Source organism: Dongia rigui (assembly GCF_034044635.1).
Classification (GTDB): Bacteria; Pseudomonadota; Alphaproteobacteria; order Dongiales; family Dongiaceae; genus Dongia; species Dongia rigui.
The window spans coordinates 1-16310 of the sequence record NZ_JAXCLX010000001.1 but is presented as its reverse complement, the minus strand read 5'-3'; the positions used below and the strand labels follow the sequence as shown (position 1 = coordinate 16310).

Here is a 16310-nt window from a genome sequence, read left to right as displayed (position 1 = left end):
GATCTGGGGGAGTACAGCATGCCGTTGGCCGCGATCCTGGGCTGCGCCGGACCGGAACTTAGCGATGCGGAGCGCAGGTTCTTCAGCGCCGCCGATCCACTTGGCTTCATCGTCTTTGCCCGAAACCTGGTCGAGCCCGACCAGGTCCGACGGTTGACGGCGGATTTGCGCGCCAGCATCGGACGTCCCGATGCGCCCATATTGGTTGACCAGGAAGGTGGCCGGGTTGCCCGGCTGAAGGCGCCGCATTGGCGCCACCCGCCAGCCGCAGACAAGTTCGGCGCCATCGGCGCGTCCGACCGCGCCCGGGCAGCAAGCGCGGTGCGCGTCAACCATGAGCTGATGGCGACCGAATTGCGGGCGCTCGGCCTCACTGTCGATTGTGCCCCGCTGATCGACGTGCGGTTGGACGGCGCCCATGACATCATCGGCGACCGGGCCTACGGCACGGACCCCTATCTGGTGGCCGATCTGGGGCGGGCCGCCGCCGAGGGTCTAATGGCTGGCGGTGTCATGCCAATCATCAAGCATATCCCCGGCCATGGCCGGTCCATGGTCGACAGCCATTTCGACCTGCCGCGGGTCGATACCGATTTCGACACCCTGGCCGAGACCGATTTCGTTCCCTTCCGGGCGCTCCACGACATTCCCTGGGCGATGACGGCCCATATCGTCTATACCGCCATCGATGCCGCTCAGCCGGCGACATTGAGCCGGACTGTTATCTCGGAGGTCATTCGCGGCGAGATCGGTTTTTCCGGCCTGCTGCTATCAGACGACCTCTCGATGAAGGCCCTGAAGGGCGGGCTTGATGAACTGGCGCAGGGCAGTCTTGAGGCGGGGTGCGACGTCGTACTCCACTGCAACGGCGACATGGCCGAGATGGAGAAGGTGGTCAAAGGCGCCAAGCCCTTGTCTTCCGCTGGACTTGCCCGATATGAACAAGGCCAGCGGCGCCTCAATGCGGATCCGGATTTCGATCAGGCGGACCTCAAGGATGAACTTTCGGCTTTAATGGCCTGAATTTTCAGTAAAAAATGCGGGGAGAGTGCGGCCGGTCTGGGGAGCGCACTCTAGGAGCCAGTTTTGGAAACACTCGATTTCGGCCATTTGGCACAGCTCGCCACGACCTGGGCGTTGCCTGTGTTGATCGCCATTACCCTGCATGAGGCATCCCACGCCTATGTCGCTTGGCGCCTGGGCGACGACACGGCCTATCTGCAAGGACGTGTCACCTTCAACCCGCTGAAACATGTCGATCCCTTCGGCACGGTGATTCTGCCGGCACTGCTGCTGATGACGGGCAGCGGTTTCCTCTTCGGCTACGCCAAGCCGGTGCCGGTCAATTTCCGCCGCCTGAAGCACTTTCGCCGCGATTCCGCCCTGGTGGCGATTGCCGGCCCGGGCAGCAACATGATCCTCGCGGTCGTTTCGGCCTTGTTGCTTCATGTGGCGGTTCTGGCACCCAGTTGGTTCGCTGAATGGTCGGTGCAGACGCTGATAAATTCCATGCGGCTCAACATCATGCTGGCGCTTTTTAACATGCTGCCTTTACTGCCGCTGGATGGTGGCCGGGTGCTGGCTGGGATCCTGCCGCCAAGCTTGGCGCGGCCGTTCTTCCGCACCGAGCGTTATGGCATGTTCGTCCTGCTCGCCCTCATCTTCCTGCTGCCGCTGATCGGTGGCCAGTTGGGGATGAATCTCAATATTTTGGGCTGGATTTTGGGTCCGGCTTCCGACTATCTCCTGCATCTTGTTGTAACCCTCACGGGGCTGACAGGCTGATGGCGCCTTGGACCGCGGATGACGAAACGGAAGTGCCGGCGACACAAGGTGTCGCCGACGACACGCCTGCCGACGCCGACGCGCTGACCCCCGATGAGGCTGCGCCGGACGAGCCGATACCGGACGAACCGGTCGCCCAAGCGGCACCGGAGCCGGCGGCAGCACCCTCCGACGATGCTCCCTTGATCGCCGCCAATGACGACGGCGAACTGCGCCTCGACCTCGACGGTTACGAAGGGCCGATCGATATCCTCCTGACGCTCGCCCGCGAGCAGAAGGTCGATCTCAAGAAGATCTCGATCCTGGAACTGGCTGACCAGTACCTGTCCTTCATCAACCATGCCCGCAAGCTGCGGCTCGAACTGGCCGCCGACTATCTGGTGATGGCCGCCTGGCTTGCCTATCTGAAGTCGCGCCTGCTGCTGCCCGAACCGCCGGCGGACGGCGAACCGACCGGTGTCGAGCTGGCGGCGGCCCTGGCGTTCCAGTTGCAGCGCCTTGAGGCGATGCAGAAGGCTGGGCAGGCGATGCTGAACCTGGCGCAGTTGGGTCGCGACGTCTTCACGCGTGGTGCGCCGGAGCCACTGAAGGTCGTCGATGTCCCGGTATTCGAGCTCAGCCTCTACGAGCTTCTCAAGGCCTACGGCACGCATCCGGGCCGCCGCCGCGACGGCATTCTGCAAATCACGCCGCTCAACCTGTTCTCGATGGACGATGCGCTGAAGCGGATCGGCGACATCATCGGCCATACCCTGGACTGGACGATCCTGCAGAAATTTCTGCCGGATGACCTGAAACAGCCGTTGCAACGCCGCGCGGCCGTGGCCGCCACTTTTGCGGCCTCTTTGGAACTGGCGCGCTCGGGCATCATCAACCTGCGCCAGGAAGGGCTCTTCGGCCCCATCTATATGAAGCGGGCGGAACCTGCCGCCCCAGCATCACCCAGTGAAGTGACGTCATCATGAGTGAAGATAGATTCGAGACCCTGCGCTTCCTGGAAGCCGTCCTGTTTGCCGCCGCAGAGCCGCTGACCGAAAAGGTCATGGCGCAGCGCCTGCCCGAGGATGCCGACGTCAAAGGGTTGTTGGAAGAGCTGAAGGGCCATTACGCCAACCGTGGCGTGAACCTCATGCAGTTCGACGGGCGCTGGGCTTTCCGCACCGCGCCGGATCTCTCCCACCGCATGTCGATCGAGCGCAAGGTCGTGCGGAAGTTGACCCGTGCCGCCATCGAAACCTTGGCGATCATCGCCTATCACCAGCCGGTAACCCGGGCCGAAATCGAAGAGATCCGTGGCGTCGCCATCTCGAAAGGGACGCTCGACTCCCTCCTTGAAGCCGATTGGATCAAGCCGGCCGGCCGGCGCGAGACGCCGGGGCGTCCCGTCACCTGGGCGACCACGACCGGTTTCCTCGAGCACTTTAACCTCGAAAGCTGTGCGGCACTTCCGGGCATCGAGGAATTGCGGGCGGCCGGCTTGCTCGACGCGCGGTCCGCGGTCTCGACTCTGGGCACCCAGGGCAACACGGTTCTGCCCCCCGAAGGTGCTCAGGAGCGGGCCGAGGAAGAAGCCGCTGCCATCGAATTGCGCGGCGAGCCTGAGGCCGTGGTCGCAAGTGAGGCGGAAGAAGGTGACGCGGCCGAAGATCGGGCGGCCGATGACGCTTACGAGGCGGAACTGTTGGCCCGTACCGAAGAAGAAGAGGCGAGCGGCGCCTTCGCACCTGCGGAAGAGCACGAAGAGGCGATCGACGTTGTCGGCGACGACAGCGACGATGATGCCGATGACGAAGATGACGACGACGACGACGAAGAAGAAGACGACGACGACGAGGACGAGGGTGACGACGAGTCCGATGAGGACGAAGACGGCATCGACGACGACGCCCTCGATGATGACGAAGACGACGACGAGTCCGATCCGGACGACCAGTCCGGCGACGAAGATGAGAAGAAATCCGGGCATGGCTGACCGCCGCCCGACCTGATTCTACCGCATAGCAAAAATATTGCGTTATCGGGAAAGCACGCTACGCTCTCAAGTACCGGCTGAGTTTTCAGCCTGAAAGAGAGGTGGCTGCGATGACCGTTGCGAGCATCCTCAAGCAAAAGCCCGACCGGCTCATTTCCGTGTCCGAGACTGCCAGCATTGCCGATGTCGCGGCGACTTTGACCCGCGAGAACATTGGCGCCGTCCCCGTCCTCGATACCAAGGGCGAGATGATCGGCATTTTTTCCGAACGTGACGTCGTTCGCCAGATCGCTCGTGAGGGCGTGGCCGTTTTGACCCGCGCCGTTGCCACCATGATGACGCGCAACGTCATATGCTGTGCCCCGGAGGATACGGTCGAGAGCACCATGGCGCTGATGACCGCGCGGCGCTTCCGCCATCTGCCGGTGCGCAGCGATGGCCGCATCATTGGCATGATCTCGATTGGCGATGTGGTGAAAAAGCGTGTCGAAGACGCCGAGCGGGAGGCTGCGTCCCTGCGCGAATACATCGTGCGCGGGTAACCCCGGGCCCTGGCCTTGCGTCTGGCCCAACGGCGTCAGTTCAACTCGGATCCGTCGGTCGACCGGAAGTAGATGCCGACCAGCACCATGTCGACCCGCTCCTTATCTGCCGACAGCGGCAGGATGAGTTTGGCTTGGCGCGAATAAACACCGTCGCTGTTGGTGAAGTCCGCTTCGTAATAGGCCGGCCGCTTGCCGCTGAGGACGGCGCTGTACTGGTCCATAAGCAAGCGTCGCTCTTCCTCGTTCGTCAGCTTCTCAACACCGAAGCCGGTGCGGCGCGTGCCGTAATAATGCTCGAGGTTGGTGCCGTCGAGACGGATCTGATAATCGGACACGCCGCTATGGAACTCGATCAGCATCAGGTTGCCGAGCCATTGCTTCATCTCAAGCGGATCGATATCGGCGCGCGCCGGCAGGTCGTGCCCGTGCATCTTGCTGTGCCAATAATCATACAGTGACCGCAGCCGCGGTTCCGGAATGTCGAACGGTGGCTCCATGCAACTCTCGACGCAATGCTCAAATATTATGCCCACCGGCGGATGGCGCCTTGCCCCCAAGCTTGGATGCGCACCACACATCCAACGCGCTCGCCGGATAACAAACCTAGTTAATTTAGCATGCTACGCGATCTATTTCATCCAGATCGCAACTTTCGCAGATGCGGCGTGTTTGGCTGGGGTCATTGGCAATTACTGGCGCGGTGCTGCCGATCGATTTTGACCCGACATGTTGCCTGCACTGGAGATTAAGATGAAATGGCGTTCACAACTTATCCTTGCCGTTGGATTGCTGTTGCTGACGGCGTGTGCCGAAAGCCGCATTTTCGATACGAATTGCAGCGGAAATGGTTGGATCAGCAACCCCGACTATTGCACCAATAACCTGCATCCATATGCCGGCCCGTGGAGCACCCGATAATCTCTTAAAAATTGCTTCATCAACTCCCGGCCGGATCGGCCGCCGCTTGGCGTACCACCGGCCGGGAGGAGTCATCTGCAGGGGCCACCCTGCTCGCCGGCAGCAGGACTCGAACATGGGTTCCCTGGCCTGGCTGGCTGGTGATCTCGATTCGCCCCTGGTGCAATTCGACCAGGCTGCGGCAGATGGCAAGGCCCAGGCCGGTTCCTTCCTGTTGGTGGAAGGCCGACCGGTTCACCTGGACGAATGGTTCGAAGATGCGTTCGACATCCCTGGCCGAAATGCCGATCCCGGTATCAGCGACCCCAAAGATCAACCCGCCACCGGGTTCACGCGCCGCGCTGACAGATACCTGTCCGCCGGCGGGGGTGAATTTGACGGCATTCGTCAGCAGGTTCAGCACGATCTGCAGCAGCCGGCGCTGGTCACCGCGCACCCGCGGCAGATCGGGGGGCAGGGACAGGTGCAGGCGAATGTCGCCCTTGGCCGCACGGGCCGACAGCATGGTGACGCATTGCTGCATGATCTCGGCCAGGTCGACGATGCCCTCGTCGATCGTGGCCTTCCCGGATTCCAGTTTGGAGTAATCGAGAATCTCCTCGATCAGCCGGAACAGGATGCGTGCGCTCGCATGGATGTCACCTGCATATTCATGCACCCGCGTCTCTTGTGCATCGGCGCGTGTCATCATGGCGATCAGTTCGGAAAAGCCCATGATCGCGTTGAGCGGCGTGCGCAATTCGTGGCTCATGCTGGCCAGGAACTCGGTCTTGGCGCGGTTCGAGCTTTCGGCATCGCGCCGCGCCAGCATCAGCTGGCGTTCGAAGTTCTTGCGCTCGGTGACGTCGACTACCGTGCCTTCGAAATGCGACGGCGTACCGTTGGGGTTGCGCACCAGACGTGCCGTCTCGGCAATCCAGATGCGTTCGCGCGTCTTGTGCCGGTAGATCTCGGATTCGAAGTTGCGCACGAAGCCGTCACGTTCGGCCAGTGCTACAAATTCGCTGCGCCGCTTGGGGTCGACGTACCATTCGACAGCGATGTTGTTGACTGCCGTGATCAGCTCGTCAGGGGTCTCGTAACCGTTGATGCGCGCCAGCGCCTGATTGGCACTGATCATCTTTCCATCAAGGCTTGAGATGAACGTGCCGTCGACGGCATTCTCGAACAGCCCGCGATAGCGCTCTTCTGCAGTGCGTAGGGCCTGCTGCGAGGCGACCAGTTCGGTTATGTCGATGACCGTGCCGATCAGAACCGCATTGTCGGTGCCCATGCCGTGCATCGACGCCGATTCCGAGATCCACACGCGCCCCCCGTCCCGGCGGTTGATCTCGCTCACCTCGTTGGTCAGGTGCCCGCTCGCCCTAATCTTCTTCAACAATCGACCCCGCCGGGTGGGGTCGCAATAGAGTGTCCCTGGATTGGCGGCCGTTTCGGCAAGGAGGGTGGCTGCGGACTCAAATCCCATCATCCTGGCAAAAGCTTCGTTGACCGACATCAACACGCCGCTGAGCGCGGTCATGTAGATGCCGATGTCCGCGCTCTCAAAGACGATGCGATGGAAGTCTTCCGGTTTCACGGGCGCTCTACTCGCAATGGGACGTTGCCGCTTGATCGTACCTCTGCCACTTAAAGTCGGACAAGGCGCCAGGGCTACACATCGATGAAGTCGGACCAAAACAACCGGGCTCACTCCTTTGGCACGCGGTTTGCTAATACACCGGCGAGAACGTCTCTTTTGGCTGCAAAAGCGGTAGAGAAATGGGTGCAACGACGCATATGGGGAGCATGAGCCCGGCAAGAAATGCCGCGCATCCGGCATGCGCTGCTGTGCCTGTTGCGTTGCAGCAAGTGGGTTCCGGGTCATGACGCCGATGGCAACATTGGTCAATGTCACAGGACAGGACGTATCGATCCGCTCCGATGTCCTCGCCGGAATCCGCGAAGCCAGCGCGTCGACCGGGGTCGATTTCGCCTATTTGATGGCCCAGGCCAACCGCGAGAGCAGCTTCGACCCGTCCGCCCAGGCGAAATCGTCATCCGCCGCCGGTCTCTATCAATTCGTCGAACAGACCTGGTTGGGGGTCGTGAAGAATCATGGCGCTGAATATGGGCAGGGTGATCTGGCCCAAAAGATCACGCGCCGGTCCGACGGGCATTTTGTGGTTGCCGATGCCGCCGCGCGCAAGGAGATCCTGGAACTCCGCCGCGACCCCAGCTTTGCCTCGGCGATGGCTGCCGAGCATGCTGCCGACAACCAAGCCAAGCTGGAGGAAAAGCTGGGCCGCGACGTCAACGGCACCGACCTCTACATGGCACATTTCCTTGGCATCAGCGGTGCCCTCAAATTTCTCCGCACCATGGAGGACAGCCCCGAGCGCACCGGCGCCAGCCTGTTCCCCAAGGCGGCTGCCGCCAATCGCAACGTGTTCTATACCGAAGACGGCCGCGCTCGCACGGTGTCCGAGATCTACAATCGCTTCGACACGTCAATGGACGCCGACATGGCGGCCTACGCAGCTCTCGATGAACATGGCAGCGAGGTGGCGGTGGCCGATGCCGGCAGCGGCGACACGGTCGTCGGCAGCATTCCGGGCACCTCGCTGGTGGCTGGACTCTCTTTGCCGGCAGCGCCCAATGCCGCGTTCTTTGGCGGCCTGCGCACGACCCGCAGCCCGGATTCGCGCCCAGATGGTACGGCCATGGCCGACGCGGGCTCCAGCAGCCTCAGCCGGGTCGGCAGCCTGCTTTCGCCGCTCATGCTGGTGACCCTCGCGGCCCTGCCGGTCTCAGGCGAGGACGACGGCTCCAGGAACGATCCCGCGGACCGGGAGGCCCCGGCCGCGAATGCCGCAGGCGGCAGCCTGTTCAACAGCCTCGATGATCCATTGCATCTCGACCTGCTGCGGACCGCATCGGCCATCTAAAAGCCAAGGCCCGCGCGCCGCAGGGCACACGGGCCAGGATGCCAGTCTTATTGGATTTCAGTGATTCTTGGATTCGACGGCACGGCGGCCGGCGTCGGTCAGCTTGCAGACCAGCCAGTCGGGCTTCAGCGGGTTGGTAAACCAGGGTTCCGCCCAGCCATGATCGATGCAGGCGCGGATCGTCCGTTCATTGACCTTCTGGCCCCATTCGTCGAACAGCGGCAGCTTGCCGCCCGGTTGCCTCAGGCCCTTGGTCAGCCACGACAGCTCGATATCGCTCGGCCGTTCCGCAGCGCTGGCGGTACTTGTTACCCGCGTCATTGATACCCCTTAAATATACGCAAAACCTGATCTCGCTTTACCATAACGCAAAGCGCCCCCTGCGCCAAGATGAGCAGCGCTGCCGTCACAGCCGGCTGGCCTCCAGCACCTGACGCAGTTTCGTCGCCAGTTCATGCCGTCGATACGGCTTGGCGATGAAGTGGGGCGCCTGTTTCCCTTGCAGCTGCACTTCCTTTTCCGAATAGCCGGAGGTGAACAGAATCGGCAGCGCCGGGTTGCGCGCACGAATGGCTTCTGCCAATTGCACGCCGTTCATGTCACCTGGCATGACGACATCGGTGAAGACCAAGTCGAAATCATCTTGCGCCGCCAGGGCCGCCAGCGCCTCCCGCGCGCCAGCAGTTGCAAGGACGCGGTAGCCCAGTTCCAGCAGCAGGTTCGCCACGAAGGACCGCACGTTCTCGTCGTCCTCGACCAGCAGGATGCGCTCGCTGCCGCGCGGCAGGCTGCCCGATGGTTCGGCCGGCGCGGCGATCTCGCCGGCGGTAAGGGCACGCGGCAGATAGAGGCGCACCACCGTGCCGCGTCCCGGCTCGGAATAGAGCTGCACATGGCCCTTCGATTGCTTGACGAAGCCATACACCATGCTGAGCCCCAGACCGCTGCCGCGGCCTACTTCCTTGGTGGTGAAGAACGGCTCGAAGGCGCGTTCCAGTGTCGCCCGGTCCATGCCGATGCCGGTATCCGTCACGGCCACCGTGACATAGTCGCCGGGGGCAAGGTCGCCATGCTGCCCGCCATCTTCCGCCGCGATGGAAAGATTACCGGCCTCCAGCGTGATGCGGCCGCCATCTGCCATGGCATCGCGCGCATTGATGCACAGATTGAGAATGGCATTCTCCAATTCATGTGGGTCGATCAGCGCCGGCCAAAGATCGTCGGCGACGGCCGACCGGAGCGCGACCTGCCCACCCAGACTCCGGCGCAGCAGGCCCTCCATGCCGTCAAGGAGCTGCGCGATATCGACGGCCTTGGGATTGAGCGGCTGCCGTCGCGCAAAAGCCAGCAGCTGCTTGGTCAGTTCGGCGCCGCGAGCGGCAGCCTTGCCGGACATGTCGGCCAGCGCTTTGAGCCCCGGTTTGTCGGCGAGCTGATCTGCCAGCGTCTCGGCGTTGCCGATGACGACGGTCAGTAGGTTGTTGAAGTCATGTGCGACACCCCCGGTCAGATGGCCGATTGCTTCCATCTTCTGCGACTGGCGCAGCTTGCGGTGCAGATCCTCGATCTCGTTGCGCTGTTGCTCCAGCGATTGCGCGGTTTCATTGAGGAGCGCCATCAGCTTGCCGAGATCGCCCTTGGGATAGGGGGCAGGAATGCGCGCAGCGAGGTCGCCCTGGCCCAGCTTGCCCATCATGCCGGCGATCTGCACGATCTGCCGCCGGATGCTGAATTCGGCGAAGGCCCAAACACCCGCGAACAGTAGCACCAGCACGCCCACCAGCATCGCTGTGTCCTCGAGCAGGCCTTGATTGGCATCGGCGAAGAGCTCGCTCTTGGGGCGTCCGACCAGAATGTGCAGGCCCGCCTCGCGGGTGACGGCGCTGTCGGCCACCGCCCACACCATCGCGCCTTCCTGGAAGACGGTGGCACCCGGCCCGCCGCCGGCGGGACTTGAGGCGAGCGTACCAAGATGCTGGAACAGCCCTGTGTCCTTGATCGACGTGCCGGCTTTGGTTGCGGCCTTGTCGTTCGGCTGCCAAGCCAGCACCATGCCGTCATTCTTGACCAGCAGGATCTGCGCACGTTCCAACTGGTCGCCGAAGCCCTCGACGAATTTCTGCAGATTGAACGAGGCTAGCAGCACAAAATCGACCGCGCCGCTTGGCGTGCGTGCCGGCTCGGCGATCTGCAGCACGGCGAGGCCGGTCAGCCGGCCGAACACCGCCTCCAGCGTGACGCCGTCGCCAAGGCTGAGCGCGCGCTGGAAATAGTTGCGATCGCTAAGATTGAGTTTCCGCCCGGAGCGCAACGAGTCACAGAACAACTCGCCATCGGGCTGGATGGTGAGGATGCCGGTGTATTGCGGGTTCTGCTCGCGCACGTTCGACAGGAAGGCCGAGCACAGATCCTTCTCATCCGTGGCGACGTCGCGCGCCCGCGCCAAGCCATACAGCAATTGCGACGTGCCCCGGACTTTGGCGTCAAGATCACGCAGGACCAGGTTGGCGACCTCCGACAGGCTTTCGCCCGCCGCGCCGATGCTGGTGGCGCGATCCTCAAGAAATCGCAGGCCGACCAGCACGGCCGGTATCAAGGTCGCCAGCGTGACCAGGATCAGAAGGCGCGATCGGATGCTCACGGTCTCGATCCCGCATGTCGCCCCATCGCCGCTCCCGCGTGACCGGACATCACACCTTCTCCCATCCTTGTGATTTCTTTCCTGAATATTCAGTTGTGTAGTTTGAGCGATTTTTCTTAACGTCGTAATAATTTTTACTGAATAGGTTCCACTTCGCCGATGAAGCCGATATGCAGGCTAAGAATAGATATCTCATCGGAATAGGCGACGTCTGGGGCTATGAACGCGATGGTGCGGGTACTGCTGATCGATGACGATGAGCTGGTGCGGGATTCCGTGGCCATTGGCTTGAAGCTCGCCGGCTATGATGTCGTCACCGCCCGGCACGGTCGTGAGGGACTGGCGCTGTTCACCGAGCAGCGGCCCGATATTGTCGTGACCGATATCATCATGCCCGAGCAGGAAGGGATCGAAACCATCCTCGCCATGCGCAAGATCGATCGGATGATGCCCATCATCGCGATCAGCGGTGGTTCCAGCATGGGTGCGGTCAACTTCCTCGATGCGGCACAATCCTTCGGCGCGACCCGCGCCCTGCGCAAGCCGTTCGGCCCCAAGGAATTGGTCCGCCTGATCGAGGAATGCCTGGAAAAACCGGTCGCCTGACGGCGGGGAGCTACTTTTTCGCGGCGATACCCAGTCGCGGAATCTCGATGGCTGGGCAGTGATCCATCACCACATCGAGGCCAGCCTGCCGCGCCTCGCCGGCCGCGGCCTCATTGATGACGCCGAGCTGCATCCAGACCGTTTTGGCACCGATCGTGATCGCCTCACGCGTCGGCTCCAGCGCCGCATCCGCATTGCGGAAGATATCGACCATGTCGATATGCCCGGTTTTGGCCTCGGGAATGTCGGCCAGGCGCGCATAGACCCGTTCGCCGTTGAGAATCTGCCCGTCCAGACCGGGATTGACCGGGATCACGCGGTAGCCCTGGCGTTGCAGGAAGCGCATCACGCCGTGGCTGGGCCTCTCCGGCTTGGGGCTGGCGCCCACCAGCGCAATTATTTGCGTCTGTTCCAGAATGCGGCGCAGGGTGGTGTCGTCGGTATGCTGCATGACGGGTCTCAGTTTTTTTGTTGGTGTCAGCCGTCGTAGCTGGCTGCCTGCTGGGCGAAGAACGAGGCTTGGCTCGGCAATTGCGGCAAACGCAATTCGTTCCCGACGCAGCGCACGCGCCCCGTGCGTTCGCCTTGCACGATGCGCCCTTCATGGGTCGAGGGCAGGGGATTGGGCGACAGCGGAATGGCATCTTCTGCCGAATAGACGCAGATGAACAGCGTGCGCGGCCGGGCCGAGCGGTTGGGCGCCGATCCATGCAGCAGCCGGGTGTGCATGAAGCAGACGCTCCCCGCCGGTCCCTGCGCCTGCTTGGCACCGGCGCGCATCTCGGCTTCTAGCTTCGGATCGACCGCCCCGGTAAAGCGGCCATCATGCCACAAGGTATGCAGCGGGCCTTTATGCGAACCGGGCAGGACCTCCAGCGGTCCGTTCTCCGCCGTCACCTCGTCTACGAAGATCAGGGCTGTCACCAGATCGTCATTGCTGTGCGGCGTGAAGGGGAAGTCCTGGTGCCATTTCACCAGAGTGGCTGCGCCGGGCAGTTTCGAGTTGATCTTGGCATGGTGGAATTTGACGTTGGGGCCGATGAGGTCGGCGACCAGCAGTGGGACGCGGCTCTGCGACATCACACGGTCATAATTGTCCGAGATCTCCGTCGGGGAGTTCACGCGGCGCAAGGCGGGCTTTTCCGCCGTGTGTCCGGGCTCCAGATCGAAGCGCGGCCGGCCGTCGGCGATGGTGCCCCAGGGCTTGTCATGCTGGCGGCTATCCGTGACCCAGCCGTCGAACTCGCGCTGCAGCGCGCCGAGTTCGATGGCCGACAGCGCGTTCTCGACCACCAGATAGCCGTCCCGCCAGAAGGTCTCGCATTCGGTGGTCGAGAGGTGACGGGGTGCAGATGATGTTGTGAGCGTCATGGTTTTATTCCCGGACTTTGGTCACAAGCCGCCTGATACCCCGTGAGATTATCCCGCGATATCAGCCGGGTCGAGGGATCTGACAGCGCGCTGGCAATAAAATTACTTAAAACTCTCCTAAATTCGTAGGCGATAGTGCTTGCGCTTCCGCCATTGAACGCCAATCTTCAAGGCAACGTTCAACGGAGCAGGAGCCTGGGCGATGTCCATCAGCCAGGTAGGCGCCGTAGCCGCTGGTGTTGAAGCGGCCCGGTTTGCCGGTGTTCAACAGAGTTCGCAATCGGCCGGCACCAACGCGGTGCAGCGCCAGAATAACCGCGTCGCCGAAGAAGCTGACCTCAAGAAGACCGAAGTGGTCGAGGAAAGCTCGGAGCGCACCGGCGTCAGCAGCACCAGCGATAGGCGCCTCGACATCACCGTCTAAAGTTTCGCGCCTTACCCAGCGCAAACAAAAACGCCGCCGGTTTTTGCCGGCGGCGTTTTCGTTCGTGACGACCTCGTGGTGTCAGCGCCAGCCCGCGCGGTCCATGATCATCACGGCTTCGGCGTTATTACGGCCCAAGGCTGCGACATTGACTTCGTCACGCTTGAAATCGCCCCAGTTGGCGACGACGTCGGAGACCTTGGAACCGGCAACGACCGGGTACTCGAAATTGGCACCGGAGAAGATTTCCTGCGCCTCGGGCTTGGCCATGAATTCCAGATAGGCAATGGCGTTGGCCTTGTTGGGTGCGTAAGCAGCGACCCCGGCGCCCGAGACATTTACATGCGTCCCGCGATCGGCTTGGTTCGGGAAAAATACGGCGAGGTTCTCAAGGCCCTTGCGCGCCTCCGTGTCTTTGTCCGACAGCATGCGGGCGAAGTAATAGGTGTTGCTGATGGCGATGTCGCCTTCGCCGGCAACCAGCGCCTTGATCTGGTCGATGTCGCCACCCTTGGGCGGGCGGGCGAAATTGGCAACCAGGCCCTTGGCCCAACCTTCCGCCTTTTCATCACCGTCATGCTCGATGATCGAGGCGAGCAGCGACTGGTTGTAGATGTTGTTCGATGAGCGCACGAGGAGGCGACCCTTCCAGGCGGGATCCGCCAATTGCTCGTAGGTCGACAGATCGGCGGGCTTCACCTTGCGAATGTCATAGACGACGACGCGGGCCCGGGTGGAGAAACCAAACCAATGGCCATCGGGCTCGTGGTAGTGCTTCGGGATCTTTTCGTCGAGCAGCGCCGATTTGGTCGGCTGGAACACACCGGCCTCCTGCGCACGCCACAGATTGCCGGCATCGACGGTGACGAAGACATCGGCGGGCGAGCTCTCACCCTCCAGCTTCACCCGCTCCATCAGTTCTTCAGCTGTGCCCTGGATGACGTTGATCCTGATCCCGGTCTCTTTGGTGAAGAGGCCATAGAGCGTCTCGTCGGCGGGGTAGTGGCGGGCGCTGTAGATGTTGACCTCGCCGGCATCGGCCAGAGCGCCGCGGGAGATAAAAGGGGCGGCGAGGGTGCCAAGGGCGAGGGCGGAGAAACGGCGGCGCGACAGGGCGGGGGCGGTGGGCTTGCGCATTGGTGCCTTCAGTCGAATGCAAGGGTGCGAGTAAGAATAACTCGCAAGACCTATTTATAAGGGGCGATTCCGGCACGTTTCAAGGGGCGGCGTGCCCTTTGGGCACCGCTGGGCTGTCGCAATCGCGACGCTACTGTGCCACTGCCGTCAGGAACTCGTCCCGCGTCACGATGCCGTCCTTGTTGCTGTCGGCGAGGTTGACCAAGTCGACGCAATAGGCCTGATCCTCGGTGAAGTCGACCTTGCCGTCGCCATTGTAATCCGAGCGCTTGAACCGGGCGGTGAAGAAGTCGATTGCATCCTGCCGGCTCGAGGGGATTCCAAAAGTGTATTCGTCGAGCGACAGGCCACCATCCTTATTGTCATCTATCCGCTTGAATTCCTTGGCGGAAATCCGTTGCAGATCCTGCAGGGTGAAGCCGCCCGTCTTGCGCTGGTCCAACCGGTTGAAATAGGCGACCCGGAAATCCGGCGTTTGGGCCAGGGCTTCCACGGGCAGCAGGATGGCGATCAGGACCAGAAGGAAACGCATGAAAAATCCTTGAGAAATCAGCGCGCCAATTCATAGAGCGAAATGGCGGCGGCGTTCGACACATTGAGGTGATCGATCGGCCCGGCGGTCGGCAACCGCACCAGTAGATCACAGTTCTCGCGGGTCAGGCGGCGCAGCCCGGCACCTTCGGCACCCAGGCACAAAGCCACTTTACCCCCTGATTTTATGGAAGAAAGTGTCTGCTTGGCGTCGGAAGCCAGGCCAATGCACCAGAAGCCCGCCTCCTTCAATTCCTCCATGGCACGGGCGAGGTTTGTAACGCGGACCAGGGGCACATGTTCCAGGGCGCCTGAGGCGGATTTGGCAAGGATCCCGCTCTCCGGCGCCGCATGGCGCTCGGTGAGGACGATGGCCATCGCCCCGAAGGCTGCGGCCGATCGTAGAATGGCACCGACATTGTGCGGATCCGTCACCTGGTCGAGGATGACGATGACGGCATTTTCCCGCCCACGCGCCTGGTCGCAAATCTCGTAGATGTCGACTTCGGGAAGGGGCGAGACGCGGGCAGCAATACCCTGGTGGACCACGTCGCGCCCCACCAGTTTGTCGATGAAATCACGGTCGACGGCTTCCGCCTCGATGCCGCGACCCAGTGACGCAGGCGTCTCCCCCGAGACGACAACCCGGTGAATCTGGCGGCGGGGGTTCCTAAGTGCTTCTTCCACAGCATGATGGCCGAACAGCCAATAGCCGCCCGGGCCGCCGGCCTGGGGTGGGGAAGGTGATTTTGTTTCAGAACGTTGGGGGCCGGCATCGCGATTGCGAGTCGGATTTCCTGCCGGAGCGCGCGATGGACGTTCGTCAGGCCTTTCCCGGTTGCGGTGTGGGGGCTTTGACGGCTTGCGCGGGGACATGGCGGACTCTATGATTGTGCTGACAGACGGAGCTTTACCCTAACTCCCTTCGGGCCGGAATCGAAATCGGCGCGGACGGGAGTTTTTGCTGTGATTTCAAGTTGACACCAGCGGTTAAATGCTCATAAGTCCGCGTCTCCGCTACGGCGGAGTCGAGCGCGATGGAAGGGTGCCCGAGTGGCTAAAGGGGACGGGCTGTAAACCCGTTGGCTTCGGCCTACGTAGGTTCGAATCCTACCCCTTCCACCAAGCTCCCCTTCGAGCATTTGGCCCATGTGGTCGGTGCGTTAGAAGGTGGCTAGGCGAGCGGAGACGAGGTGATCGGGCGGGTGTAGCTCAATGGTAGAGCTCCAGCCTTCCAAGCTGGCTACGCGGGTTCGATTCCCGTCACCCGCTCCAACAGTTTCGCCGCGGTTCGGTTGCTTCTGACCGGCCCGGGGCAGAGTTAAAGAGTTAAGAAGAAACGAATTTCAATCTGGTTCTCGTAGGATTGTACGGACATGGCGAAGGCTAAATTCGAGCGTAACAAGCCGCACTGCAACGTTGGCACGATCGGCCACGTTGACCACGGCAAGAC

The 16310-nt window shown here is 62.1% G+C and carries 17 protein-coding genes and 2 tRNA genes; 10 read left to right on the top strand and 9 right to left on the bottom strand.

The annotated features are described in order from the left end of the window. Positions 1–18: 18 nt before the first annotated feature. From nagZ to SMD31_RS00075, 5 genes are all read left to right on the top strand, one after another. Positions 19–1023, top strand: a complete 1005-nt coding sequence (nagZ, locus tag SMD31_RS00095) for a beta-N-acetylhexosaminidase (protein WP_320498454.1) — start codon at positions 19–21, stop codon at positions 1021–1023. 63 nt (positions 1024–1086) lie between these two features. Next, complete coding sequence (locus tag SMD31_RS00090; protein WP_320498453.1) at positions 1087–1785, top strand: site-2 protease family protein; 699 nt, start codon at positions 1087–1089, stop codon at positions 1783–1785. Continuing rightward, complete coding sequence (locus SMD31_RS00085) at positions 1785–2750, top strand: segregation and condensation protein A (protein ID WP_320498452.1); 966 nt, start codon at positions 1785–1787, stop codon at positions 2748–2750. Before SMD31_RS00090 ends, SMD31_RS00085 begins: the two co-directional genes overlap by 1 nt. Further along, positions 2747–3757, top strand: coding sequence for an SMC-Scp complex subunit ScpB (scpB, locus tag SMD31_RS21565; protein WP_407652062.1), 1011 nt, complete (start codon positions 2747–2749; stop codon positions 3755–3757). The genes SMD31_RS00085 and scpB overlap by 4 nt, the downstream gene beginning before the upstream one ends. A 110-nt stretch (positions 3758–3867) precedes the next feature. Next, the gene (locus SMD31_RS00075) at positions 3868–4299 is read left to right on the top strand and encodes a CBS domain-containing protein (RefSeq protein WP_320498451.1); all 432 of its coding nucleotides are present in this window, start codon (positions 3868–3870) and stop codon (positions 4297–4299) included. A gap of 35 nt (positions 4300–4334) precedes the next feature. On the opposite strand, the gene SMD31_RS00070 is transcribed toward SMD31_RS00075, so the two are convergent. Both SMD31_RS00070 and SMD31_RS00065 read right to left on the bottom strand, forming a co-directional pair. Further along, complete coding sequence (locus SMD31_RS00070; RefSeq protein WP_320498450.1) at positions 4335–4799, bottom strand: PAS domain-containing protein; 465 nt, start codon at positions 4797–4799, stop codon at positions 4335–4337. 440 nt (positions 4800–5239) lie between these two features. Continuing rightward, positions 5240–6799, bottom strand: a complete 1560-nt coding sequence (locus SMD31_RS00065) for a PAS domain-containing sensor histidine kinase (RefSeq protein WP_320498449.1) — start codon at positions 6797–6799, stop codon at positions 5240–5242. 286 nt (positions 6800–7085) lie between these two features. Between SMD31_RS00065 and SMD31_RS00060 the strand changes: the two genes are divergently transcribed. Next, positions 7086–8147: a transglycosylase SLT domain-containing protein gene (locus SMD31_RS00060; protein ID WP_320498448.1), complete on the top strand. Its 1062-nt coding sequence runs from the start codon at positions 7086–7088 to the stop codon at positions 8145–8147. Between the two features lie 57 nt (positions 8148–8204). On the opposite strand, the gene SMD31_RS00055 is transcribed toward SMD31_RS00060, so the two are convergent. Both SMD31_RS00055 and SMD31_RS00050 read right to left on the bottom strand, forming a co-directional pair. Continuing rightward, positions 8205–8468: a hypothetical protein gene (locus SMD31_RS00055; protein WP_320498447.1), complete on the bottom strand. Its 264-nt coding sequence runs from the start codon at positions 8466–8468 to the stop codon at positions 8205–8207. An 85-nt stretch (positions 8469–8553) separates the two neighbouring features. After that, positions 8554–10788, bottom strand: coding sequence for an ATP-binding protein (locus tag SMD31_RS00050; RefSeq protein ID WP_320498446.1), 2235 nt, complete (start codon positions 10786–10788; stop codon positions 8554–8556). Positions 10789–11007: 219 nt separating this feature from the next. Between SMD31_RS00050 and SMD31_RS00045 the strand changes: the two genes are divergently transcribed. After that, positions 11008–11394: a response regulator gene (locus tag SMD31_RS00045; RefSeq protein WP_320498445.1), complete on the top strand. Its 387-nt coding sequence runs from the start codon at positions 11008–11010 to the stop codon at positions 11392–11394. 10 nt (positions 11395–11404) lie between these two features. Here the strand turns inward: SMD31_RS00045 and SMD31_RS00040 are convergent, their stop codons facing one another. Beyond that, the gene (locus tag SMD31_RS00040) at positions 11405–11845 is read right to left on the bottom strand and encodes a CoA-binding protein (protein ID WP_320498444.1); all 441 of its coding nucleotides are present in this window, start codon (positions 11843–11845) and stop codon (positions 11405–11407) included. Positions 11846–11871: 26 nt separating this feature from the next. Continuing rightward, positions 11872–12765, bottom strand: a complete 894-nt coding sequence (locus SMD31_RS00035; RefSeq protein WP_320498443.1) for a phytanoyl-CoA dioxygenase family protein — start codon at positions 12763–12765, stop codon at positions 11872–11874. Between the two features lie 202 nt (positions 12766–12967). Between SMD31_RS00035 and SMD31_RS00030 the strand changes: the two genes are divergently transcribed. Further along, a complete protein-coding gene (locus SMD31_RS00030) occupies positions 12968–13189 on the top strand; it encodes a hypothetical protein (RefSeq protein ID WP_320498442.1) in 222 nt (73 codons plus the stop codon). Between the two features lie 81 nt (positions 13190–13270). On the opposite strand, the gene SMD31_RS00025 is transcribed toward SMD31_RS00030, so the two are convergent. The 3 genes from SMD31_RS00025 to rlmB form a co-directional block, all read right to left on the bottom strand. Beyond that, positions 13271–14326 carry a Fe(3+) ABC transporter substrate-binding protein gene (locus SMD31_RS00025; protein WP_320498441.1) on the bottom strand — a complete coding sequence of 352 codons (1056 nt, stop codon included), beginning with the start codon at positions 14324–14326 and terminating at the stop codon, positions 13271–13273. A gap of 130 nt (positions 14327–14456) precedes the next feature. Further along, positions 14457–14858, bottom strand: coding sequence for an EF-hand domain-containing protein (locus tag SMD31_RS00020; protein ID WP_320498440.1), 402 nt, complete (start codon positions 14856–14858; stop codon positions 14457–14459). Between the two features lie 17 nt (positions 14859–14875). Continuing rightward, positions 14876–15733 carry a 23S rRNA (guanosine(2251)-2'-O)-methyltransferase RlmB gene (gene rlmB / locus SMD31_RS00015; protein ID WP_320498439.1) on the bottom strand — a complete coding sequence of 286 codons (858 nt, stop codon included), beginning with the start codon at positions 15731–15733 and terminating at the stop codon, positions 14876–14878. Positions 15734–15896: 163 nt separating this feature from the next. Here rlmB and SMD31_RS00010 point away from each other — a divergent pair. Further along, positions 15897–15982, top strand: a tRNA-Tyr gene (locus SMD31_RS00010). Between the two features lie 76 nt (positions 15983–16058). Continuing rightward, a tRNA-Gly gene (locus SMD31_RS00005) sits at positions 16059–16132 on the top strand. Positions 16133–16310 lie beyond the last annotated feature (178 nt).

Bases quoted from the DNA above. Each gene is read 5' to 3' on its own strand.
- nagZ (WP_320498454.1), top strand. From the start codon at position 19: ATGCCGTTGGCCGCGATCCTGGGCTGCGCCGGACCGGAACTTAGCGAT.
- SMD31_RS00085 (WP_320498452.1), top strand. From the start codon at position 1,785: ATGGCGCCTTGGACCGCGGATGACGAAACGGAAGTGCCGGCGACACAA.
- scpB (WP_407652062.1), top strand. From the start codon at position 2,747: ATGAGTGAAGATAGATTCGAGACCCTGCGCTTCCTGGAAGCCGTCCTG.
- SMD31_RS00075 (WP_320498451.1), top strand. From the start codon at position 3,868: ATGACCGTTGCGAGCATCCTCAAGCAAAAGCCCGACCGGCTCATTTCC.
- SMD31_RS00070 (WP_320498450.1), bottom strand. From the start codon at position 4,799: ATGGAGCCACCGTTCGACATTCCGGAACCGCGGCTGCGGTCACTGTAT.
- SMD31_RS00060 (WP_320498448.1), top strand. From the start codon at position 7,086: ATGACGCCGATGGCAACATTGGTCAATGTCACAGGACAGGACGTATCG.
- SMD31_RS00055 (WP_320498447.1), bottom strand. From the start codon at position 8,468: ATGACGCGGGTAACAAGTACCGCCAGCGCTGCGGAACGGCCGAGCGAT.
- SMD31_RS00045 (WP_320498445.1), top strand. From the start codon at position 11,008: ATGAACGCGATGGTGCGGGTACTGCTGATCGATGACGATGAGCTGGTG.
- SMD31_RS00040 (WP_320498444.1), bottom strand. From the start codon at position 11,845: ATGCAGCATACCGACGACACCACCCTGCGCCGCATTCTGGAACAGACG.
- SMD31_RS00035 (WP_320498443.1), bottom strand. From the start codon at position 12,765: ATGACGCTCACAACATCATCTGCACCCCGTCACCTCTCGACCACCGAA.
- SMD31_RS00030 (WP_320498442.1), top strand. From the start codon at position 12,968: ATGTCCATCAGCCAGGTAGGCGCCGTAGCCGCTGGTGTTGAAGCGGCC.
- SMD31_RS00025 (WP_320498441.1), bottom strand. From the start codon at position 14,326: ATGCGCAAGCCCACCGCCCCCGCCCTGTCGCGCCGCCGTTTCTCCGCC.
- SMD31_RS00020 (WP_320498440.1), bottom strand. From the start codon at position 14,858: ATGCGTTTCCTTCTGGTCCTGATCGCCATCCTGCTGCCCGTGGAAGCC.
- rlmB (WP_320498439.1), bottom strand. From the start codon at position 15,733: ATGTCCCCGCGCAAGCCGTCAAAGCCCCCACACCGCAACCGGGAAAGG.